A 22,045-nucleotide genomic window follows, 5' to 3' on the forward strand; every position below is an offset into this window, starting at 1 on the left:
AGCAGCATGCCCACCGAACTGACCAAGGTCACCTACACCACCTCCGCCACCGCCCACGGTGGTCGGGCAGGACACGTGCGCAGCGCCGACGGCCTCGTGGACTTCGACCTGGCCCAGCCCGGCACGACGCCCGAGCCCGCGGTCAACCCCGAGACGTTGTTCGCCGCCGGTTACTCGGCCTGCTTCCAGGGCGCACTGGCCAACCGGGCCAAGACGCAGGGCATCGACACGTCCGATTCGACGGTGACGGCGAACGTGTCGTTCGGGCTGGCTGATGACGGTGGTGTGGGGCTGGCCGTCGAACTCGAGGTCACGATTCCCGGTGTCGAGGCTGCCAAGGCTCACGAGCTCGTCGAGCTGGCACATCAGTTCTGCCCGTATTCCAAGGCCACCCGAGGCAACATCAACGTAACCCTTACCGTCGTCTGATCCCGTCGCGCTCTCCCGCCGTCCCGGCTCAGCACTGGCACGCCAAAAGTGTGCCAAAAGCCGGGACGGCGGCCGCAAGCCGGGCGTATCGTCCGTTAGCGGGGCAAACGCTGCCTCCGCTGACGTCGATAACGGAGGGCGCCGATGGGTACGCCGACACTCGATCGAGCATCGTCTTCAGGCCGTCCCGGCCGTGAGCCACTGACCGGCGAGCAGCGCAACGCCTTCGCCGCCGCGTTCATCGGCTGGGCCATGGACGCCTACGACTACTTCCTGGTCGTGCTCGTCTACGCCGACATCGCGAAGGACTTCGGGGTCAGCCTGGAACGCATGGCGTTCCTGACCACCGTGACGCTGCTGATGCGGCCGGTCGGGGCGGCCGTCTTCGGTCTCTGGGCCGACCGCGCCGGCCGCCGGACTCCGCTGCTGGTCAATGTCAGCTTCTACTCGCTGGTCGGCTTCGCCTGCGCCTTCGCCCCCAACTACGGCGTCCTGCTGGGGTTGCGACTGCTGTACGGGATCGGTATGGGCGGTGAGTGGGGCCTGGGGGCCGCGCTGGCCATGGAGAAGATCCCGACCCAACGGCGCGGGTTCTTCTCAGGGGTACTGCAGCAGGGATATGCCTTGGGCTACCTCCTCGCCGCGGTGACCTACCTCGCCGTAAGCAACCTGACCACCTGGGGCTGGCGCGGAATGTTCGCCTTCAGCCTGCTCCCGGCGGTTATCTCGCTGTTCCTCCGGTCGCGCCTGTCGGAGTCGGAGGTGTGGGAGAAGGTCAAGCTCACCCAGACGCGGCCTGCCGACGTACTGAAGCAGCCTCTGGTGTTGCGGCGAATGCTGTATCTGATCCTGCTGATGACCGCCTTCAACTGGATGAGTCACGGCACCCAGGACGTGTACCCGACTTTCCTCAAGAAAGGCCTGGGTTTCTCGCCGAACACGGCCATCTACATCGCGATCCTGTACAACGTCGGCGCGATGATCGGTGGCACCTTGCTGGGCAGTCTTTCCGAACGAATCGGACGCCGGTTGACCATTATCGGTGCGGCGCTGCTGGCGTTGCCGATCGTGCCGTTGTTCGCCCTGTCGCATGCGATCGGCTTCGTCTGCCTGGGCTCCTTCCTGATGCAGTTCTTCGTGCAGGGCGCCTGGGGAGTGATCCCGGCGCATCTGACGGAGCTCTCACCGGATGCGATTCGCGGGTTCTACCCAGGGGTCACGTATCAGCTGGGCAACTGCCTGGCGGCGTTCAACCTACCGATTCAGGAGCGTCTGGCGAAGTCGCACTCCTACGGTTTCGCCTTGTCCGTGACCATCGTTCCGGTACTCGTCGCTGTCATCGTGCTCGCCGCAATCGGCAAGGAAGCGCGCGGTGTGCGCTTCGGTGAGGTTCCAGAAACCGCTCCCACCCGACCCGCGTCACCGGCGCGGGCCTGAGTACAAAAGCGCTGCTGAACGGCCTGCTGAACGGCCTGTCGGGCCGGCCACGCGCTGGAGCGATCCATGCACGTGGCCGGCCCTTCCATCACGATCTGGCGTCACGATCGAGCTGGACCAGTGGGCCGAACGGGTCAGCTGGCGGGCTTGGCCAGATCAGCGATCGTGGTCAGGCCGTACTTGGTCGCGGTGGCCTTGGTGATCACGATGGCGTCACTGTCCTGGGCATCGGCCTGGGTCAGTGCCACCAGGTTCGAGGGCAGCGCCTTCGTCAGGGCGGTGTAGACCTCGTCGGGGGTGGTCGCCGTCGCGCTCTTGTCGATGTAGTACAGCAACGTGCCGTTGTACTCCGGGAACAAGTCGAGCGAGCCGGCCTTGAGCGCGGGGTAGTACTTCTCCCGGCTGCCGATGTTGAGCTTGGTCTTGATCGATGCCCCTTGCGCCTTGAGAGCCTCGGCGTAGATCTGGGCCAGCACGACGTTCTCGGGGAAGTTGGCCGAGCCCACCGTGAGCGACACACCCGCAGCACTGGAGCCGGAGGTGGCGAGGCCGTTGTCGGACAGCCACGCCTTGGCTACGGCGTCGGGATCCTGCTTGTCGTTCTGCACCTTGCCCACCAGCTTGCCGAGGGCGTCGGTGGTGAGCTTGGCCGAAATGCCGTTCAGGACGGTCTTGACGCCGTCGGTGACCTTCGCCTTGTTGATGATCGGCACGACGTTCTGGGCGGCGAAGTTGCTCTTCGGGTCCTGCAGGATGACGAAGCCGTTGGCGGTGATGGACGGATCCGTCGTGAACAGGTCGGCCGCGTCGACCTGGCCGTTCTTCAGCGCGTTCACAGTGACCGGGCCGCCGGTGTCGGTGACGGTGTACTTGCCGAACTCGACGCCGTAGTTCTTCTGCAGGCCGGGCAGGCCGTCGGCGCGAGTCTTGAATTCCGGCGGGCCGCCCATGATCAGCTTCGAGGCGATGGTCGCGGTCGACGTGGTGCCGGACGCGCCCGAGGTGGCGGTGCCGCCGGTGGTGTTCTTGGAGCTGTCCGATCCGCAAGCGGTGAGGCCCACGGTGAGGGCGGTCACGGCCGCGCCGATGGCGAGCAGCTTGGATTTCATGTTCTCTCCATAGGAATAGTTGAGTTAGTAAAAGTCTAGCCGGGCGGTACGACAACGACCGACGGGGCCGATCAAGACGATGGGCAACTGTGACTCAAACGTTGGCCACCTCCGCTTCGACGACACGCGCCGTGCGCGCATCGGCACTCACGGCGACGTTTCTGGTTGAGAATCGGCCGGTCACGCCACGCGAAACGACGTAGCGCTGGATGAGGGCCAGCACGAGATCGGTCAGCAACGCCAGTGCGGCGACCAGCACGCCGCCGCTGATCATCTGGGGATAGTCCTGCTGAGCAAGCCCGTCGTAGATGAACCGCCCCAGGCCGCCGAGGGTGACGTAGGACGCGATCGTCGCCGTGGCGATCACCTGCAGCGCGGCCGAGCGGAACCCGGAGAAGATCAACGGCAGGCTGTTGGGCAATTCCACCTTGAGCAGCACCTGCGAGCCGGTCATGCCCATCCCCTTGGCCGCGTCCCGCACCTCGGGTTCGACGTTGTCCACACCGGCATAGGTATTCGACAGGATCGGCGGAATTGCCAGTAGTACCAGGACGATCTCGGTTGGTATCACATAGCCGGTGTCGGTTCGGCCGTGGAAGTGCGGGGCGATCACGACCACCAGCAGAACCAGCACGCCGACCGTCGGCAGCGCCCGGATCGCGTTGGCCGCGCTGACCACGTAGGTCGCCCGGCCGGTGTGACCGATCACGAGGCCGAGCGGGAGCGCGATCACCAGCGCGATCACGAGCGCGATGGCCGAGAACCGGATGTGTGCCGTCAGCTGACTGGCGATGCCGGTGTCGAACCGGGTGTTGTGCCAGTGACCCGGGTCGTTGAGCCAGTGCAGAACGTTGGTGATCATCAGCGCACCGCCTTCCGCCAAGGGGTCAAGGCCCGGGTGATCAGTAGCACCAGCGCATCGAGCACCAGGGCGAGCAACACGCACAACAGGATGCCGAGCACGATCGGCGGGTAGTAAGGGCTGGTGGTCGACAGCTTGAAGCCCTGATCGAACAGGGCTCCCAGGTTGGCCATGCCGATCGTGCCGGCCACGGCGGTGATGCTCACGCTCGAGACCACGGCCACGCGGACTCCGGCGGTGATCACCGGCACCGCGATCGGCAGCTCGACCTTGAAGAAACGTCCCAGTGGCTTGTAGCCGATGGCCGTCGCGGCCTGCAGCGTCTCCTCCGAAACCGAGCCGAGGCCGTCCGCGACCGTGCGCACGAGCAGCGCGACAGAGTAGATCGTCAGGGCGATCGGGACCTGCAACGGCGAGAGCACGTCGAGGCCGAACAGCGGCGGGATGAGCACGAACAACGCGATGGACGGGATCGTGTAGAGCAGGCCCGTGATCGACATCATCGGCGGGTAGACCCACTTGTACCGGCGCGCCAACCAGCCCAGGGGCAACGCGATGAGCAGGCCGACGACGACCGGGACGACCGACAGCCAGGTGTGGTCCCAGAGCCAGCCCAGATCCTCCTTGCGGTGATCCATGAAATAGCCCCAGAAGTACCAGGGGGAGGTGTTCGCGCTGTCGGCGAGGATGTGGGTGCTCATGCCGACGGCTCCGGTGTGCGCGCCTCGATCAGGTCGAGGACTTCCCGAGCCGTGACCGAACCGAGCAGCCGGCCGCTCTCGTCCACCACGACACCTCGGCCCGAGGGCGAGGACAGGCAGGCGTCCAGCGCGGCTCGCAGTGAGCCGCCCTGGGTCGCCAGCGTGCCGCCTCGGTACAGCAAATCGTCGGTGACGGTCGTCGCACCGGCGGGTAGGTCGGCCAGGCTCAGCCAGCCCTGTGGCGCCCCGGAATCGACAGCCAGAATCCACTGGCCGTTGTCCGATCCGCGCGGGATGGGATCGCCCATGGAAACGGTCGGTTCGTCGTGCGTGCTGAGCCGGCCGGCGCTGGTGAAGCCCAGCGCGCGGTAGCCCCGGTCACGGCCGACGAAACCGGCCACGAAGGCATCCACCGGCCGCGAGAGCAACTCGGCCGGAGTGGCCAGTTGGGCCAGGTGCCCGCCCACCCGTAGCACGGCCACGTGATCGCCGAGCTTGATCGCCTCGTCGATGTCGTGGGTGACGAAGACGATGGTCTTGCCGAGATCGCTCTGCAGGCGCAGGAACTCCTCCTGCAACTGGTCACGCACGACCGGGTCCACGGCGGAGAACGGCTCGTCCATCAGCATCACCGGCGGGTCGGCGGCCAGGGCCCGGGCCACCCCGACGCGCTGCTGCTGCCCTCCGGACAACTGGGCCGGGTAGCGCTTGGCGAACCGGGTGTCCAGGCCGACCCGCTCCATCAACTCCATCGCCAGCGCCCGGGCCTGCTTCTTGTCCGTCCCCAGCAGGTACGGCACCGAAGCGATGTTGTCCACGATGGTGCGGTGCGGGAACAGCCCGGCGTGCTGGATCACGTAACCGATACCGCGCCGGAGCTTGGCCGAATCGACCTTGGTCACGTCCTGGTCGTCGATCAGGATCCGGCCGCCGGTGGGCTCGATCATCCGGTTGATCATCCGCAGGCTTGTCGTCTTGCCGCAGCCGGATGGCCCGACGAAGACGGTGATCTCGCCGGACGGTGCCACCAGATCCAACTCGTCGACGGCCACCGTGCCGTCGGGATACTGCTTGGATACCTTGTCGAACCGGATCACGTTCCTGTCTCCTGTTCTGGATCAGGGTCGACCTCGACCCCTAGTTGTGCGCCCAGTGCGCGAGCTTCCGAGGCCACGATCTGGCCGTAGTGCTGCATCGTCTCGTCGTCGATCCGGTAGGTGGGCCCGAGCACGCTCAGTGCCCCGGCGACGCCCCCGGGACGTCGGATGGGGGCCGCGATGGCGGTGACGTCCGGTTCCATCCGATCGCGTTCGGCCACGTAGTCCGACGACGGTGCCTGATTCTTCAGTGCACGTCCGACAGCGAGGTTCTCCAGCGGTACGGAGCGGCCGATCCAGCTGGTGTGCCGCACGCTGTGGGTGCCCTCGACCATCGCCACGTATATGCCGGTGTTGTTCGGCCCGGCGATGGACAGGTAGGCCGACTCACCGGTCGCGGCCACGATGCGGTGCAGAGCCGGCTCGCTGATGCGGACCAGGGTCTGGCGGCCGATCGCCGTCGCGCCGAGCTGGATCAGTCTCGGGCCGGCTCCGAAGGATCCTTCATCGTCACGCGCCACGAAGCCCGATCCCTCGAGGGTGCGCAGCAGGCGAAGGGCCGTCGAGGCGGGTAGGTGTGCGCGGCGAGCGGCCTCGGTGAGCGTGATCGATTCCTCCGCGCACACCTCCGACAAGAGCGCCAGGGCACGGTCGACGGTACGGGTCGAGGTGCCGGCGTTGATGGTGGTGCTGTTGGTCGTCAGAGCGATCACCGCCTTCCCGGGATTGTGCCTTCCACTGCGTAGAAGTGACTTTCCGTTAGGCGGTAGGATTGCACTCCGCGCCGAACTTCGGAAGCGTTTGGCCAGAAGTTTTCGAGAATGAAACATCGGACAGGCGACGTTTGCTTCCACCGTTTTTGTAACGATGCGGTATTCGTCCGGCGTCCTCTACCGGTTTTCCGAGCCTCACCAACCGGGGGTTTGCCAATGATCGAGCTCGATGGCCGCGCGCTCACCGTCGCCCAGATCGCGGCGATCGCGGTGCGCGGCGACGGGGTGCAGGTCAGCGCCCAGGCGCGCCACCGCGTCCAACGCTCTCAGTCCTACGCCGACCGGGCGGCAGCCGAGCGCCCGATCTACGGACGGTCCACCGGGGTCGGCGCGAATCGCACGCAGTCAGTCACCGACGCCGAGTCCCAGGCCCAGGCACTCATCCGCAGTCACGCCACGGCAGCCGGACCATTGCGTTCGGCGCCGCGCGTCCGCGCGATGCTGGCGATCCGGCTCAACCAGTTGGCCGCCGACGGCAACGGGGCCTCGCCGGTCCTGCTGGATGCGCTCGCCGACCTGATCGACCGTGACGCGCTTCCGCCGGTGCGTGAGTACGGCGGGATCGGCACCGCGGACCTGCCTGCCCTGGCGGCCACGGCGCTGGTGCTCTCCGGTGAGCTGCCCGCCAGCCAACCGATCGGCGAAGCGATCGTGCTGGGCAGTGGGGACGCGCTGCCGTTTCTGTCGAGCAACGCCGCGACGCTCGCCGACGCCGCCCTGGCCGTCGACGAGCTGTCCAGCCTCGCGAGGGCGTGCCTGGACGTGGCAGCGCTGAGTTTCACCGCTGTGGACGGCAACCCCGAGGCCTTCGCGGCGGCCGTCGAGCTGGCTACGCCGTTCCCCGGTGCCAGCCAGGTGTGCGAGCGCCTGCGCACGCTCCTGTCCGGCGCGTCGACGCCGGCCAGGATCCAGGACCCGTTCGGCCTGCGGACGCTTCCGCAGGTGCACGGCGCCTTCCTCGACGCCCTGGCGCGGTTGGAGTCGGTGGTGACCGGGCTCGTCAACGCGGCCTCGGAGAATCCGGCCGTCTCGGCAACGGCCGGGGTCGCGCACCACGGTGGGTTCCAGATGGCCTACCTGGCGCAGGCCCTCGACGCCGCGCTGCTGGCCGCTGCCCAGTCGGCGCAACTGTCCCTGGCGCGGCTGACCATGCTCGCCGAGCCGGCCATCACGGGACTGGCGCCCTTCCTCGGCGACGGGACCCCGGCGGCGTCCGGCACCATGATCGTGGAATACACGGCCGCGTCGGCCCTGTCGGCGTTGCGTGCCCTGGCGATGCCGGCCAGCCTGCAGACCGTCACGCTGTCGCGCGGGGTCGAGGAGGACGCCAGCTTCGCGTCCCAGTCGGCCGCCCAGGCCCTGTCGGCCATCGGTCCCTACCGGGTGGTGCTCGCGGGGGAGTTGGTCGCCGCGGTGCGGGCCGTCCGGCTCAGGGCGATCGATGGTGCCTCGTTCGGCGTCGCGCTGTCGGCCGTCTGGGCCGCGGTCTCCTCGCTACCGCGCGATCTCGCCGACCGCAATCTCACCGACGACCTGACCCAAGCCGAAACCCTGCTCACCACGCAGCTGCCCACGACGGCATAGTGCGGCCCGAACTTTGGCGACACGCCGGTGTTTCACCAAAGTTCGGGCCGCACAATGCCTCAGATCATGTCGTCCAGTGGGCGTAGCTCGTCGGCGTAGGACACCGAGGTGCGGCGCAGGACGCCTGTCGCCCCGACGGCGTACTGGCCCATCCGCCACAGCGGCGGCGAGTAGGCGTGGATCGACACCGATCCGGCGTCACGTCCGGTCAGACGATGGATGTGGTCCGGCCCGAAGCAGTAGACCTGCCCCGCGGGCACTTCCGTCGCCAAACTCGGCCGGTCGACCGCCAGGTTGTGCTCGGTGAGGGTGCCTTGGGTGACCGCCACGGCCCCGGAGGAGATGTCGTGGTCGTGCCAGCCGGTGTCGTTGACCGGTGTCCAGCAGAGCACCCACACATCCACGTGGGCGTCGCGGTAGAGCGAGACGTAGTGCCGCTTGTCGTCGTCGAACGCGACGTGTTGCTGCCACAGGTCCGGCCTCGCGGCGACGGACGAGGCCAGGGTGAGCAGTTCCCGCTTGTCCAGGTCACGTCCGGGCAGGCCCGCGAAGCTGGTGAAGTGCGGATCAGCCGTCACCGACCAGTCATGTGCGGCCGCCACGGGCAGTCCGTCCGTGCCGCCCCTGGCCACCGCGGTCGCCACCGGATCCTCGGCGAGTAGTGCGGGCAGGGTGGTGTCGGTCATGATCTGGCCCCTTCGAGTAGTCGTTGCGGATTGGTCACCGTGATCGCTCGCCAGGCGGCCTCGCCCAGCTGTGGATCGACGGGTTCGGCGTAGGGACGGTCGCTGCCGAGCACGATCGGATCGATGCCCAGGGTGCGGGTGAGGTGATCGATGCCCTGGCGTCCGTAGGAGGAGGTGTCCACGAAAACCCCACGATCGGGGACGAACGCCCCGCCGCCCCGCGCGGTGAATCGTTCGTGGTGCAGGGCGGAGAGTCCGCCGCCGGCAGCGAAGCAGACGCGCAGGTCCGGCAGCAGGCTCCGGCCAGCCGCGTGCCAGGCCCACCAGGCGGCCTGTAGCTGCGCGGGGTACTGCACCACCGCTGCCCACCAGGGTGGGCAGCCCGCGCTGTAGGCAACAGGGCCGGGATGGACCAGAACCGGACGATCGAGCTCTTCGCACCGTCGCAGGACGCCGGCGAGCGACTCGAGCGCTGACGGTGTGGCCAGCTGGGTGGCCGAAACCTGCAGCCCGGCGAAGCCGTTCTTGAGGTGGTCGGTGAGGCCGTCCAGGTCCGGTTCGACGTCGGAGACCGCGGCCCAGCCGCCGAAGGGTTGGCCCAGGGCGAGGACTCCGTCGTGCCAGGCGGCCAACAGCGGAGCCGCTTCCCGCGCCGGCAGCGCCTCGATTCCCAGCGGGCTGGACAGCGACAGCAGGATCTGCGCAACGCCGGGGTCCAGGATCGCTCGGTCCTCGGCGCGATGGGCGCCGGCGTCGACCTCGTACGGCGGCTCGCCCGCGGTGTAGAGGGTCCAGCCACGCAGGTACGGGACGTGGGTTCGGGCGCGCAGCGCCTCGACGAAGGGCAGCGGCCACAGGTGCTGGTGCACGTCGATCCGGGCCGGTGACCGATCCGCCGTTTCGGGCATGCTGCGCTGGCCTCCGAAACCCCGTGGACATGGACTGGAAACGCTCTCGTGAAGCGGTTCACTGATACGGTTAAGTGAACCGCTTCACCACGTCGGTGTCAACCCCCCGGTAGGGTTTTGCGCGTGCCGCAGAAACCGCGACGGGTAACCCTGCGCGACATCGCTACCGAGACCGGACTGTCTACGGCCGCCGTCTCCTACGCGTTGCGCGGACTGCAGGTTCCCGAGGAGACGCAGCTGCGCGTTCGCGAGGCGGCCGACCGGCTCGGCTATCAGGTCGATCCGATCGCGCGCGCCCTGGCCTCCGGTCGTACGGGCTACGTCGGCGTGCTGTGCGGCTCGCTGGGCGACATCTGGCAGCAGGGGATCGCCGCCGCTCTGGGTCGGGAGCTGCTGCATGTCAACCGGCACGCGCTGATCGTCGATGCCTCCAACGACCCCGTCGTCGAAGGCTCGCTGGCCTCCCAACTCGTGGACCAGCGGGTGGACGCGTTGATCGTGCTGCCCGTCGACCCCGGCGCCACGCACTGGAAGGCCATCGCCGAACGCACGGTGCTGGTCTCCATCGGCGACGGCATCCCCAATGCCGCCACGGCGGCGGAGGTGGTCTTCGACAACGAGGCTGCCGTGTACGGCGCGCTGAACCAGCTGCTACGCGCCGGTCATCGCAACATCGCGGTCCTCACCCCCGGCGGTATGGCCACGCCGGATCGTCCGGCCGAGGTCGTGGTTCAGCGCTTCGCCGAGGAGTTCGGTGTGACCGCGACGCTGCACACCTCACCGCACGATCTCGAACGGGCCAGTGGAGTCGCGCGCGACATCCTCACCGCGGGCGACCGTCCGACCGCGTTCTTCTGCCTGGCCGACTCCATGGCCTACGGGGTGTACGCGGCTGCCCGGGAGCTCGGCCTGTCGGTCCCTGGTGACATCTCCGTCCTGGGCTATGACGACAATCCCGTCTCGGCGCTGCTCACCCCGCCGCTGTCCAGCTACCGCTGGCCCATCGAGGAGCTGGTGAGTTCGGTCGTCGATCGCACTGTGCGGGCGATCGAGGAGGACCGCCGCAGCCGCCGCAAGGTGCTGACCCCGGTGGCCCAGCTGAGGGAGTCCGTAGCGCCCCCGTTCGGGCTCAACGGCCGGTGAGCCGGACTCCGGCGTAGGCCACCGTCGCCACCAGGAGCCAGGACGCCAGACCGAGCACCAACGGACGTCCACCGGCCCGGCGCAGCAGGCTCCAGGAGACTCCGGTGCCGAGTCCGAACAGGGCGGCCGCAAGCAGCACCTGCTGCGTGTCGCCGGCGGCCCGCAGACCGGTCGCCGGCACGACACCGGTGGACCTCAGGACCACCGCGGCGACGAAGCCCACCACGAACAGCGGTACCAGCGCCGGGCGGTGACTGGGCCTGCCCGGGCTCGTCGACGGCTGACGTGCCGTGGAGGAGGCCTGGCGCCGACGGCGCAGCGCGACCCCGGCCACCAGGGGCGCCAGCAGAACGACGCGGGTCAGCTTGACCACGATCGCCGCCTGGAGCGCGCCGTGCCCGACCCGGTTGGCGGTCGCCACCGTTTGCCCGACGTCGTGAACGCTGGCCCCGGTCCACGCGCCGAAAGCGGCGTAGTCCAGGTGCAGCGGTCCCTGCAACAACGGCAGGACGACGATCGCGAGGGAGCCGCACAGGGTCACCAGCGCGACCGCGATCACGGTGTCGTTCTCGTCTCCGTCGGCGACCGGTTCCATGCCGGCCACCGCCGAGGCTCCGCAGATCGAGAACCCGGTGGCCACCAGCAGCCGCAGCGGACGCCGGACCCCCAGCCACCGCCCGATGAGCTGGGTCCCGAAGAAGGTGACCGTCACCGTCACGGCCACCACGGCAAGGCCTGGTGCCCCGAGGGTGCGCACATCGGTGAGCGACAGCTGCAGGCCCAGCAACACGACCGCGGCCCGGAGCAAGGACTTGGTGACGAACCGGAGGCCGGGCTGCAATCTGGCGTGGACCAGGCCGAGGTTCACGGCGAGCGCGCCGAGGGCGACGGCCACGGTCGACGCGTTCAGTGACGGCACGAGCCGGTTGATGGCGAACGCGACGAGGACGGCCAAGGCGGTTGCCGCCAGTCCCGGAACAAGTGCCACCGCCGCATCGCTGCGTGGGGTGGGCAGCAGCGGCAGGTATTGACCGGGCACCACCGATCCGGGCCGTTGCGTGGCGCGTTCTCCGATGGTGGGCACCTCTTGATTCTCGGCCGGCATCACGGCGTGCAGTAGCCCATAACCGGTTGGCATGCCATAGCCTTTGGTTATGTCAGGCGCGTACCCACCTGATCACGCCGTCGGCGGCATTGCCCGATCTGGAATCACTCCGGCTGCTCGTGCTCATCGCCGACGCCGGAAGTATCGGCGCTGCGGCGACTGTTCTGGGTGTCAGCCAACCCGCGGCCAGTAAGAGAATCCGCTATCTGGAAAGGGAATTGGGTCTGGCGCTGCTCGAACGCCAGGCCCGCGGGTCGACGCTCACCGACCAGGGACGGACCGTTACGGACTGGGCGCGCAACGTCCTGGCCGCCACCCAGACCCTGTTGGTCGGCGCCCGCGCGATGCAGCACAGCGGCGCGGCCCGCCTCACCACCGCAGCGAGCCAGACGGTGGCCGAATACCTCTTCCCGCACTGGCTCGCCGCCCTCAGCCGTACGGACGCGCATCCGTCCGTGGCGCTGCGGGTGGCCAATTCCGCGCGGGTGATCGAGCTGGTCCGCAACCACGACGTCGAGCTCGGCTTCATCGAATCCCCTTCGGTGCCGAGGGACCTAGCTGGCCGGACCGTGGCCACCGACCGGCTCGTCGTCGTGGTGGCGCCATCGCATCCCTGGTCGCGCCGCCGCACGCCGGTGGGGGCCACCGACCTGCTCGACAACCGCCTCGTGCTGCGCGAGGCCGGCTCGGGGACCCGCGCGACGCTGGAGCGCGTGCTCCCGGGTGCCCCGCAGGACTACCTGGAACTGGACTCCAACGCCGCGGTGAAGGTCGTGGTGGCCTCAGGGACGGGCGTGGCGGTGTTGAGTGCGCTGGCCGTGGCGGGGGAATTGGCCGACGGCCGGTTGGTCGAGGTCGCGACCTCTGGACTGGACCTTCGGCGGCCGTTGCGCGCGGTGTGGCCGCGGGGCAGGCGTCTGCTCGGGGCGGCGGCGGAGTTCCTGGCCATCATCTGAGTCTGCGACGACCTGTGGACGGCAGACACCCGAGATCGACACGGCTGAAGCGGGCCGGGGCTGGGTGCATGATGGGGTCGTGGCCATCAGCGTGTTCGACCTGTTCTCGATCGGTATCGGCCCGTCCTCGTCCCACACGGTCGGCCCGATGCGCGCGGCCAGGACATTCGCCCTCGGCCTGCAGCGAGACGGTCTGCTCGAACGCACCAGCCGGGTGCGGGCCGAACTGTTCGGGTCCCTGGGCGCGACCGGCCACGGCCACGGCTCGGACCGCGCCGTCATTCTGGGGCTGCAGGGTGAGACACCGGAGGACGTGGACGTCGCCGCCGTGGGCACCAAGGTCGCCGAAGTGCGGGACAGCGAGACGGTGCAGTTGCTCGGAAGCCACCCGGCCCGGCTGTCGGCTGACGACCTGGTGCTGCATCGCCGTGCGAGTTTGCCCTTCCATCCCAACGGGATGCGGTTCACCAGCTTCGACGACGGCCCGGACGGCGGGGCGATCCTGCGGGAGCGGACGTACTATTCGGTCGGCGGGGGGTTCGTGGTCGACGAGACCGCCGCTGGTGCCGACCGGATCAAGCCGGACGACACCGTGCTTCCGTTCCCCTTCACCACCGGGGCTGAGCTGTGTGCGCGGTGCGAGGAGTCCGGGCTGCCGATCTCGCAGGTCATGCTGGAGAACGAGAAGGTGTGGCGCCCGGAAGCCGAGATCCGGACTCGGCTGCTGCACATCTGGCAGGTGATGCAGGACTGTGTCGCGAGCGGGATGGAACACGAAGGCACCCTGCCGGGCGGGCTGAAGGTGCGCCGCCGGGCGCCGGAGTTGCTGCGCACGTTGACGGCTGACCCCTACACCACGGATCCGCTGCGGGTCATGGATTGGGTGGACCTGTTCGCGCTGGCCGTCAACGAGGAGAACGCGGCCGGAGGTCGCGTGGTCACCGCTCCGACGAACGGGGCGGCCGGGATCATCCCGTCCGTCCTGCACTACTACCGACGCTTCGTCCCGGGCGCGAGCGACGATGGTGTCGTCCGCTTCTTGCTGACCGCGGGCGCGATCGGCGTGCTGTACAAGGAGAACGCCTCGATCTCGGGCGCTGAGGTGGGCTGTCAGGGCGAGGTGGGCTCGGCCTGCTCGATGGCCTCGGGCGCGCTTTGCGAGGTGCTCGGCGGGTCACCGCTGCAGGTGGAGAACGCGGCTGAGATCGGCATGGAGCACAACCTCGGCCTGACCTGCGACCCGGTCGGCGGGCTGGTGCAGATTCCCTGCATCGAACGCAACGCGATGGCGGCGGTCAAGGCGATCAACGCCGCGCGGATCGCCCTGCGGGGCGACGGTACGCACATAGTCAGCCTCGACAAGGTCATCAAGACCATGCGGGAGACCGGCGCCGATATGAAGGTCAAGTACAAGGAGACGGCCCGGGGCGGCCTGGCCGTCAACGTCATCGAGTGCTGAGCGCCTCAATCCGGCGGCCCCGTTAGCCCTGCCCGTGGCCGCAAGCGGAGCCCTTTCGACGCCCGCCTGAAATTGGGTCGCGCGAGGCCGCGAGCCGTGCGGCGTGTCAGTCCGGGATTCCGGCGGCGGTCGGGAAGCATCCGGATCGGTTATGAAGCGCACCGATCCGCCCGCCTCCGCCGGCCAGTACACACCTCGCCGTTTCGGCGGGTTGGACGGCCTGCGGGCCCTTGCCGTCCTCGCGGTGCTGGTGTTCCACGCGGACTCGAATCTGCTGCCCGGCGGCTTTCTCGGCGTTGATCTGTTCTTCGTGATCAGCGGTTACCTGATCACCCGGCTGTTGCTGGGCGAGCTCGGACATACCGGCCGGATCCGGCTCGGCCAGTTCTACCTGAGGCGCGGGCTGCGGCTGCTGCCCGGACTGGCGGCGCTGTCTGTCGCCGTGGCGCTGGCCGCGGAGCTGTTCTGGCGGGACGAACTGCTGACGCTGCGCGATTCGGTGGTCTCCAGCGTCGGCTACGTCGGGAACTGGTGGCTGATCGATGCGCACCAGTCCTACTTCGTCGCCTCGGGTCGTCCGCCGATGCTTCAGCATCTCTGGTCGCTGGCCATCGAGGAGCAGTTCTACCTGGCATGGCCGCTCGCCCTGATCTGGATGTCGGCTTCGCGACGCCGGTTCGGTTGGGTGGCCGGAATCGCGGCGGCTGGCGCCCTGGCCTCCACGCTTGCCATGACGGTCATCGCCGTGAGGTCTGGGGTGCCCTACGCGACGGACTCGTCGCGGGTCTACTTCGGAACCGACACTCACGCGATGGGGCTGCTGCTGGGGGCGTCGTTCGGTGCGATCGCCGAGCGTCTGGACTTTCAGGCGCGGCGGTCGTGGCGGATCCGCCCCTGGTTCACGGATCTGCTCGGGCTGGCGGCTCTCGTAGCGCTGGTCGTGGTGGTGTTGCGGGTCGACGAGTTTTCCGAGCGCCTGTACCGCGGAGGATTCCTCGGCTTCAGCGCCTTGGCGGTGGTGGTGGTCTCGACGGTGACCCGCCCGCGAAGCCGGCTCGGACGGGTGTTGGATATGCGTCCGCTGCGCTGGCTGGCGGCACGCTCGTACGCGATCTACCTCTGGCACTGGCCGGTCGTCGTCGTCACCCGCCCCGGTGTGGACCTGCCGGCCAACCGGTGGCTCGCGGTCGCTGTGCGCATCGTCGTCCCGATGGTGTTGGCAGCGATCAGCTACCGGGTCGTGGAGGCCCCGGCGCGGCGCTGGGGCGTCGAGTGGCTGGGCCTGTCCGCCGGGCAACGCCGGGCTCGGCTGACCATGTTGCGCCGTGGGCTGTTGGTGCCGCGCCTGGTCGGCGTCACAGCACTGGCGGCCTTGGTGCTGCTGCTGCTCTCGTCGCCGTCCCCGTCGGCGTCGGCGTCCCCGTCGGCGTCCCTGTCCCCGTCGGCGTCGGCGTCGGCGTCGGCGTCGCGCGGTTCTGGTGAGGGGGGTGCCCCCGCGGCCCGGCTGACCTCGCTGTCCGCGCTGGACTTGGCCGGTTCCCCGCGATCGGCTGCCGTTCGCTCGGATGGCCCTCCCGCATCCGGGCTGGGTTCCAGCGCGGCGCTGAGTCCAACTTCCGCGATGCCGGCCGCCGGCGCACCGACCGCCGGCATCGCGCCGACCGTCGGGCCGACCGTCGACCCGACCGTCGACCCGCGGATCGGGACCGGGGCACGGGCAGGGGCGGGTCGTCCTGCCGATCCTTGGAGCGGCCCGGCTCCGGCCTCGCGTTCGGCGCAGTCCGGGCAATCTGGGCAGGCAGGTCCGTCAGGGCAGTCCGGGCAACCGTCGGTCCCGGCGACCACCCCCACGGATCGGACGGCCCCGCGGGCGGGGACGGCTGCAGGTTCTCACGGCGGCGCCGGATCGCGCGCCGCGCCCGCTCCGGTGGCGATTTCCGGCTTCGGTGATTCGGTGATGCTGGGTGCGGCTCCGGCGATCTTGTCCGAGTTCCCGCACAGCTCGGTCCAAGCGGTGGAGGGGCAGCAGCCCTATGTCACTCTTCGGGCGGTCCGCGATGCGCAGGCGGGGCACCTGCTGGCGTCGGTGGTGGTGATCCATACCGGCAACAACGGGATCCTGCGGGCGCAGGATCTGCGACAGACCCTGCAAGCCCTGAGCGATCGGCGGCTGGTGATCGTGTTGACCGACCGGGTTTCGATGGACTGGCAGGGACCGAACAACCGCACGATCGACTCCGTTGCCAGTGGAGTGGCCAACGTCAGGGTGCTCGACTGGTTCGCCCGCTCGAACAACCACCGGGACTGGTTCTACGACGACGGCCTGCACCTGCGTCCGGCCGGGCAGGCTGGGTACGCAGCGCTGTTGGCGGCTGCGGCGGCCCCCTAACCTGCGGCTTGTGCGGCCCGAATACTCAAATTTTCCGCGAAAAGTGAGTATTCGGGCCGCACAAAGCGGAAGGTGCCGGGGGTGCCGGGGGTGCCGGAGGTGCCGGGGGTGCCGGAGGTGCCGGGGGTGCCGGGGTTAGTGAACGGCCAGCGCGGCCGGGTCGACGTTCTCCACTTCGGATCTGCCGACTCGGATCATGGCCGCGGTCACCAGCACGCCGAACAGCGCCAGGATGGCCGCCGTGAGGAATCCGCGGGCCGAGCCGTGAGCAAGTACGGCCTGGAACGCCCGCCCGGCGAGGCTGTCATGCAATGCACCCAACGATGCCTTGGCCCCGCCGGTGGCTTGCTTGCTCAGTTCGCCGAAGTGCTGCAAAACGGACGGCTGTGCCTGCCCCGCGGCGACCTTCGCCTGCAGCAGACCCGCCTGATGCACGCCCTCATGCTTGGACGCGGTGGCGAACACCGTGGTCAGCACTGAAAGCCCGATCGAGCCGCCGACTTGTTGCCCGACGTTGAGCAGCGCGGAGGCGAGCCCGGCCTCGTGGGGTTCCACACCGGCTACCGCGACGGTGGTCAGCGGTACGAAGATCGAGCCGATCCCGAAGGCCATCACGATCAACGACGGCAGCAGATGGCCGAGGTAGGTGGACTCCGGGGTGATCGTCGCGAGCCAGAACAAGCCACCCGTCATAAGTACCGAGCCGAACAGGATGAGGTTGCGAGGCCCGACCCTCGGCATCAAGGCGGCCGAGATCTGGGCGGCGATGCCGATGGTGAACGCCACCGGGAGGAACGCCAGCCCCGACTTGAGCGCGGAGTAACCAAGCACGAGTTGCACGAAGTAGGTGACGAAGAAGAACATCCCGAACATCGCGGCGCCGATGATGAGCATGACGATGTAAGCGCCGGAGCGATCCCGATTCCGCAGCGCGCGCAACGGCATCATCGCGTAGGACAGCCTGCTCTGCAGCACGACGAAGCTGATCAGCAACACCAGCGCCAGGACGAACGCGCTGACCGTGATGCCGTTACGCCAACCGTTGGAAGCAGCGTGGATGAAGCCGTACACCAGCGACGCCATGCCGACGGTGGACAAAGCCCCGCCGAACCAGTCGAAGCGGCCGGACAGTCGATCGGACTCGTGCAGGAAGACCCACGCACCGGCAACCAGAGCGACACCGATCGGCACGTTGACGAAGAGCACCCAGCGCCAGGTGAGGTACTCGGTGAGCACCCCGCCGAGCAGCAGGCCGAGCGCCGCGCCCGCGCCGGCGACCGCGGAGAAGACCGCGAAGGCGCGGGTACGTTCCTTGCCCTCCTCGAACTCGGTGGTGATCAGCGACAGGGCGGTCGGCGAGGCGATGGCGCCACCGATGCCCTGGATCACGCGGCCGAAGATCAGGAATTCAAAGCTGTGCGCGAGGCCGGCGAGGAAACTCCCGACCGTGAAGAGTCCGAGGCCCACCATGAACATTCGACGGCGGCCGAGGATGTCGCCGGCGCGGCCACCGAGCAACAGCAGGCCGCCGAAGGCCAAGGTGTAGGCGTTGATGGCCCAGGTCATGGACGTTTGGTCCTTGCCGAAGTACTCACCCATCTTCGGCAGGGCGATGTTCACGATCGTGCCGTCCAGCACGATCATCAGTTGGGCACCCGCAATGATGAGCAAAACGAGTGCTGGATGGGCTGCTTTGTAGGATCGCTGACCCGCAGCGCCCCCGCTCGCCTCTTCTGTCGTGGTCACGACTCTCCCTGTTCGGAGTCGCCAGACGACCCTTGCCGTCCGGCCCATTATCGGATGTTAGGGAACGCTAACGTTCCCAATTGCGGTAACCTAGCCGACGGTTGTTAAGGAACGCAAACGTCCACTAAGTCTTCGTCCTCAGCCGAGACACAGCCAGAACCAGCAGGCTGTCGCAGCGGCTGGGAACCGATGCGTTATCGGCGGGACCGCGCCTTCACCAGGAAAGGATGCTTGCCGCGATGACCTCCGCACCAGCGAATATTGCAGAGACCTCCGACAACAGCGACGCCGTTGAGCCCAGGGCGAACAACAAGCCTGCGTCGGTGTCACGCACTGTTGCTGGACGGTCCGCGGAGCGTACGCAGAGTGATCCGCGGGCGCCGTCCCGGAGCGGCCCCACGGCCGGCCCACCAGTCGACAAACCAGCCGGCCTCCCAACCCCTCACCCGGCCGGGGAGAGGGGCATCGAGCCCGTCAGCGAGGCCGGGAACAAGGCGCAGCGGCGGCGCGGCGTCGAACTGGAAGACGCGATCCGCACCGCCTGCGTTGCGGAGTTGGCCGAGTTCGGTTACGGCAGCCTGACGATCGAGTCCGTCGCCAGCCGGGCGCAGACCGGCAAGGCCTCGATCTATCGCCGGTGGCCGAGCAAGCAGGAACTCGTCATGGATGCGCTTGGTTGCCTGATGACCGGTCCGCTGCTTCGGCTGCACCAGAGCGAGCTGAGCGACGACGTCACGACCCGGGAGGCGTTGGCCGAACTGATGGTGAACGTCGGCACGGTGATGGCCGGGCCCGATGGCGACGCCATGCGGTCCGTGCTGGGCGAATCGCTACGCGACGAGGCGTTCTCGGCCAGCTTCGAGTGTGACTTCTTCGACCCGCGTAAGCGGGCCTTGGTCGACCTGCTCGAGCGAGGGGTCGAGCGCGGTGAGGTCCGAGCGGATGCGGTGGACGAGGTCGTGGCCGAGATGATCGCCGGAACCTTCATCCATCGCGTACTGATCCGGCGGAAATATCCGACCCGCGCCGAGATCGACAACATGCTCGACCGGTTCATCATGCCGGCGATCAGCCCGTCCTCAGGCGCCTGAACCGCGTCGATCCGACCCTTCCCACCCTGCCGCCGGACGCCGCTCAAGCCGCACCTTGCATACGCACAGCTCACATGGAGCATCCGGCGCTATTCATGCGGCACCATAGGGAGCGACACAGTCGTCGTTCAGGAGCGGATGCATGCAACCGGAAGTGCGGCCTAGCGCGCCCGTCTCGAAGCCCGAGGAGCGACCCAGTCGCTTCGCCGGCTCGAAGTTCGGGCGCGATTACTACGACCGCGTGCCAGGCATCGTCGCCACCGTCACGTCCATCACCGGCTTTTTGAACCTCGTGCTGGCTCTCATGCCCCGCGAACGCGACCACCTCCACCAGATCCACGACTACCTGCCGGCCTCGATCTCGGCCGGCGCTGCATCGGTGCTGGCCGTGTCCGGGCTGCTCCTGTGGCGCCTCGGGACGATGCTGCGGCGGCGGAAGCGCCGGGCCTGGGTCGGAGCGCTCACGATCTACGCCGTCCTGGTCGTGGCGCACATCGGCAACGGAACGTTCATCGCGGCCGGGGTCAGCTTCGTGCTGTTCCTGCTACTGGCGACGACGGGAAGCCGCTTCCGGGCCAAGGCCGATCCGGTGTCGCGATGGGTGGCCCTCAAGATCGCCGTCCAGTTCGAGCTGGTGGCCGTCGTCTGGGGCATGCTGCTGCTAACCCTGGCGTCGAATCGCCGTTTCGCGTTCCCACCGTCGGTCTGGCAGAAGGTCCAAGAGGTGCTCTGGGGCCTCATCGGGGTGGACGGACCGGTTCGCTATTCGGCCCGGTCAGAACGATTCCAAGACGTCCTGCACGCCACCCTCGGCGCGTTCTCGTTGATCACCGTCGTCATCGTCGTGCTGCTGATCCTGCGTCCGGCAGAGCCGATCGGGGGCCTCAGTGCGCAGGACGAGTCGAAGCTTCGCGAACTGCTGGCCAAGCAGGGAGCGCGTGACTCACTGGGCTACTTCGCACTGCGGCGGGAGAAGCGGGTGGTCTGGTCGCCGACCGGCAAAGCCGCCATCACGGGCCGGGTCGTCAACGGCGTGTTTCTCGTGTCCGGCGATCCGATCGGCGACCCCGAGGCGTGGCCGGGCGCGATCGCCGAGTACATGAAGCAGATCAGGGAGTACGGCTGGGTTCCAGCGGTCATCGGCTGCAGCGAACAGGGCGCGACGGTCTTTCGTCGTGAGGCGGATCTGTCCGCGATCGAACTCGGCGATGAGGCCATCGTCCGGCCGTGTGAATTCTCCTTGGACGGTCGGCCGATGCGCGGGGTCCGCCAGGCCTGCACCCGGGTCCAGCGCGCCGGCTACGAGGTGCAGGTACGCCGCGCCTCGTCGGTGTCGCGCGAGGAATTCCACCAGCTCGACCGCGCTGCCGCCTCATGGCGAGGGGACGAGGTCGAGCGCGGATTCTCCATGGCGCTGTCCCGGCTCGGCGATCCCGCGGACGACCAGTGCGTCGTGGCGACCGCGACGCAGGGCGGACAGCTCAAGGGTCTGCTCAACTTCGTGCCCTGGGGTCCGGACGGGCTCTCCCTGGACTTGATGCGACGTGATCGTGGCGCCGACAACGGACTGAACGAGTTCATGATCGTGCAGGTGATCGAGCAGGCCTCGGACAAGCTGGGCGTTGACCGGATCTCGTTGAACTTCGCCGTCTTCCGGGACGCGATCGAGCGCGGAGAACGGATCGGAGCCGGGCCGATCCTCCGCGCCTGGCGCTGGATCCTGGTTTTCGCCAGCCGTTGGTGGCAGATCGAGTCGCTGTACCGATTCAACGTGAAGTTCCGGCCCGAGTGGGAGCCCCGGTTCCTGTCCTACCCGTCGACGCGCGACCTGCCACGGATCGCGGTCGCGGCGCTGGAGGCCGAAGCATTCATCACCCGGCCGCACCGGCTGAAGCGTTTGGTCGGCCGCGCCTGATCGAGGCACGGGCTCCGCTCGTCCCAGCACCATGCCGCGGCAGCGGCGCGTGCAGCGTCGGCCACCGTCTGTGATCCGTTGGGTGCCTGCCCCGTTTTGATTCGACCGGACCGGGGTGGGTAGGCTGTCGCCGCTGACAACGTGCCGATTCGTCGGGACGAAGTCGAGGAGGCTTCGCCTAGTCCGGTCTATGGCGCCGCACTGCTAATGCGGTTTGGGTCTCAAGCCCATCCCGGGTTCGAATCCCGGAGCCTCCGCGGTGCCCCTGGTCCCCATTTTTGGGGAGTTAGAGGGCGTTTTGGAACCGGGTGAGTCGAGCCGGTAGAGTACGACTTCGGTTCTGCGCTCGTAGCTCAACGGATAGAGCACTTGACTACGGATCAAGAGGTTGCAGGTTCGAATCCTGCCGAGCGCACCACGGGAAGCCCCGGATTTGCTGCCTTCACAGCGATCCGGGGCTTCTTTCGTCCGCAGCTGCTCAACCGTGACAGGATCTGGCGATGCCAACCGCCGTTGCGACCACGGGCCACAGCAGCCCTTTCCTCGTCGGACTGGTGACCGTCATCATCGTCGCCGTCGGCGTCGGCGTGTGGCTCAGGAAGCGACGACGGTAAGAAGGGCGGGCGCGCAACGAGGGCAACCTCAACGGGGCGGG

General features: G+C 68.2%; 19 protein-coding genes and 2 tRNA genes. 12 read left to right on the top strand and 9 right to left on the bottom strand.

Annotated elements, in window-relative coordinates:
• Positions 1-6 precede the first annotated feature (6 nt).
• Together M6D93_RS01760 and M6D93_RS01765 are read left to right on the top strand one after the other, a co-directional pair.
• Positions 7-429, top strand: a complete 423-nt coding sequence (locus M6D93_RS01760; protein ID WP_249772452.1) for an organic hydroperoxide resistance protein — start codon at positions 7-9, stop codon at positions 427-429.
• A gap of 144 nt (positions 430-573) precedes the next feature.
• Entirely contained in the window at positions 574-1,866 is a 1,293-nt protein-coding gene (locus M6D93_RS01765) for an MFS transporter (protein WP_249772453.1), read from the top strand.
• Positions 1,867-2,000: 134 nt separating this feature from the next.
• Here the strand turns inward: M6D93_RS01765 and M6D93_RS01770 are convergent, their stop codons facing one another.
• The 5 genes from M6D93_RS01770 to M6D93_RS01790 form a co-directional block, all read right to left on the bottom strand.
• Positions 2,001-2,975, bottom strand: coding sequence for a glycine betaine ABC transporter substrate-binding protein (locus M6D93_RS01770; protein ID WP_249772454.1), 975 nt, complete (start codon positions 2,973-2,975; stop codon positions 2,001-2,003).
• A 94-nt stretch (positions 2,976-3,069) separates the two neighbouring features.
• Positions 3,070-3,837 carry an ABC transporter permease gene (locus tag M6D93_RS01775; protein WP_249772455.1) on the bottom strand — a complete coding sequence of 256 codons (768 nt, stop codon included), beginning with the start codon at positions 3,835-3,837 and terminating at the stop codon, positions 3,070-3,072.
• Complete coding sequence (locus tag M6D93_RS01780; protein ID WP_430667254.1) at positions 3,837-4,475, bottom strand: ABC transporter permease; 639 nt, start codon at positions 4,473-4,475, stop codon at positions 3,837-3,839. Before M6D93_RS01780 ends, M6D93_RS01775 begins: the two co-directional genes overlap by 1 nt.
• A 59-nt stretch (positions 4,476-4,534) precedes the next feature.
• Complete coding sequence (locus M6D93_RS01785) at positions 4,535-5,635, bottom strand: ABC transporter ATP-binding protein (protein ID WP_249772457.1); 1,101 nt, start codon at positions 5,633-5,635, stop codon at positions 4,535-4,537.
• Entirely contained in the window at positions 5,632-6,348 is a 717-nt protein-coding gene (locus M6D93_RS01790; protein WP_249772458.1) for an IclR family transcriptional regulator, read from the bottom strand. Before M6D93_RS01790 ends, M6D93_RS01785 begins: the two co-directional genes overlap by 4 nt.
• A gap of 216 nt (positions 6,349-6,564) precedes the next feature.
• On the opposite strand from M6D93_RS01790, the gene M6D93_RS01795 reads away from it, so the two are divergent.
• Complete coding sequence (locus tag M6D93_RS01795; RefSeq protein ID WP_249772459.1) at positions 6,565-7,992, top strand: aromatic amino acid lyase; 1,428 nt, start codon at positions 6,565-6,567, stop codon at positions 7,990-7,992.
• 59 nt (positions 7,993-8,051) lie between these two features.
• Here M6D93_RS01795 and M6D93_RS01800 read toward each other — a convergent pair whose 3' ends face one another.
• Together M6D93_RS01800 and M6D93_RS01805 are read right to left on the bottom strand one after the other, a co-directional pair.
• Complete coding sequence (locus M6D93_RS01800) at positions 8,052-8,678, bottom strand: cysteine dioxygenase (RefSeq protein ID WP_249772460.1); 627 nt, start codon at positions 8,676-8,678, stop codon at positions 8,052-8,054.
• The gene (locus tag M6D93_RS01805; RefSeq protein ID WP_249772461.1) at positions 8,675-9,586 is read right to left on the bottom strand and encodes an amidohydrolase family protein; all 912 of its coding nucleotides are present in this window, start codon (positions 9,584-9,586) and stop codon (positions 8,675-8,677) included. Before M6D93_RS01805 ends, M6D93_RS01800 begins: the two co-directional genes overlap by 4 nt.
• Before the next feature lie 123 nt (positions 9,587-9,709).
• On the opposite strand from M6D93_RS01805, the gene M6D93_RS01810 reads away from it, so the two are divergent.
• Positions 9,710-10,729, top strand: a complete 1,020-nt coding sequence (locus M6D93_RS01810) for a LacI family DNA-binding transcriptional regulator (protein WP_249772462.1) — start codon at positions 9,710-9,712, stop codon at positions 10,727-10,729.
• Here M6D93_RS01810 and M6D93_RS01815 read toward each other — a convergent pair.
• Entirely contained in the window at positions 10,716-11,813 is a 1,098-nt protein-coding gene (locus M6D93_RS01815) for a YeiH family protein (RefSeq protein ID WP_249772463.1), read from the bottom strand. The two genes, M6D93_RS01810 and M6D93_RS01815, sit on opposite strands and share 14 nt — an antisense overlap.
• 110 nt (positions 11,814-11,923) lie before the next feature.
• Between M6D93_RS01815 and M6D93_RS01820 the strand changes: the two genes are divergently transcribed.
• The 3 genes from M6D93_RS01820 (at position 11,924) to M6D93_RS01830 (ending at position 16,638) form a co-directional block, all read left to right on the top strand.
• Positions 11,924-12,790: a LysR family transcriptional regulator gene (locus tag M6D93_RS01820; RefSeq protein WP_249772464.1), complete on the top strand. Its 867-nt coding sequence runs from the start codon at positions 11,924-11,926 to the stop codon at positions 12,788-12,790.
• 79 nt (positions 12,791-12,869) lie between these two features.
• A complete protein-coding gene (locus M6D93_RS01825; RefSeq protein ID WP_249772465.1) occupies positions 12,870-14,249 on the top strand; it encodes an L-serine ammonia-lyase in 1,380 nt (459 codons plus the stop codon).
• 151 nt (positions 14,250-14,400) lie between these two features.
• Positions 14,401-16,638 carry an acyltransferase family protein gene (locus M6D93_RS01830; protein ID WP_249772466.1) on the top strand — a complete coding sequence of 746 codons (2,238 nt, stop codon included), beginning with the start codon at positions 14,401-14,403 and terminating at the stop codon, positions 16,636-16,638.
• 135 nt (positions 16,639-16,773) lie between these two features.
• Here M6D93_RS01830 and M6D93_RS01835 read toward each other — a convergent pair whose 3' ends face one another.
• Positions 16,774-18,384: a DHA2 family efflux MFS transporter permease subunit gene (locus tag M6D93_RS01835; RefSeq protein WP_249772467.1), complete on the bottom strand. Its 1,611-nt coding sequence runs from the start codon at positions 18,382-18,384 to the stop codon at positions 16,774-16,776.
• A gap of 554 nt (positions 18,385-18,938) precedes the next feature.
• Here M6D93_RS01835 and M6D93_RS19465 point away from each other — a divergent pair.
• From M6D93_RS19465 to M6D93_RS01860, 5 genes are all read left to right on the top strand, one after another.
• Positions 18,939-19,475: a TetR/AcrR family transcriptional regulator gene (locus tag M6D93_RS19465; RefSeq protein ID WP_249772468.1), complete on the top strand. Its 537-nt coding sequence runs from the start codon at positions 18,939-18,941 to the stop codon at positions 19,473-19,475.
• Between the two features lie 142 nt (positions 19,476-19,617).
• The gene (locus tag M6D93_RS01845; RefSeq protein ID WP_249772469.1) at positions 19,618-21,390 is read left to right on the top strand and encodes a phosphatidylglycerol lysyltransferase domain-containing protein; all 1,773 of its coding nucleotides are present in this window, start codon (positions 19,618-19,620) and stop codon (positions 21,388-21,390) included.
• A 167-nt stretch (positions 21,391-21,557) separates the two neighbouring features.
• A tRNA-Ser gene (locus M6D93_RS01850) sits at positions 21,558-21,647 on the top strand.
• Positions 21,648-21,732: 85 nt separating this feature from the next.
• Positions 21,733-21,808: transfer RNA gene (locus M6D93_RS01855), tRNA-Arg, on the top strand.
• Between the two features lie 82 nt (positions 21,809-21,890).
• Positions 21,891-22,004, top strand: coding sequence for an LPXTG cell wall anchor domain-containing protein (locus tag M6D93_RS01860; RefSeq protein WP_249772470.1), 114 nt, complete (start codon positions 21,891-21,893; stop codon positions 22,002-22,004).
• The last annotated feature ends 41 nt before the right edge of the window (positions 22,005-22,045 follow it).

Origin of the sequence: Jatrophihabitans telluris (genome assembly GCF_023516435.1) — a bacterium.
GTDB lineage: Bacteria > Actinomycetota > Actinomycetes > Mycobacteriales > Jatrophihabitantaceae > Jatrophihabitans_A > Jatrophihabitans_A telluris.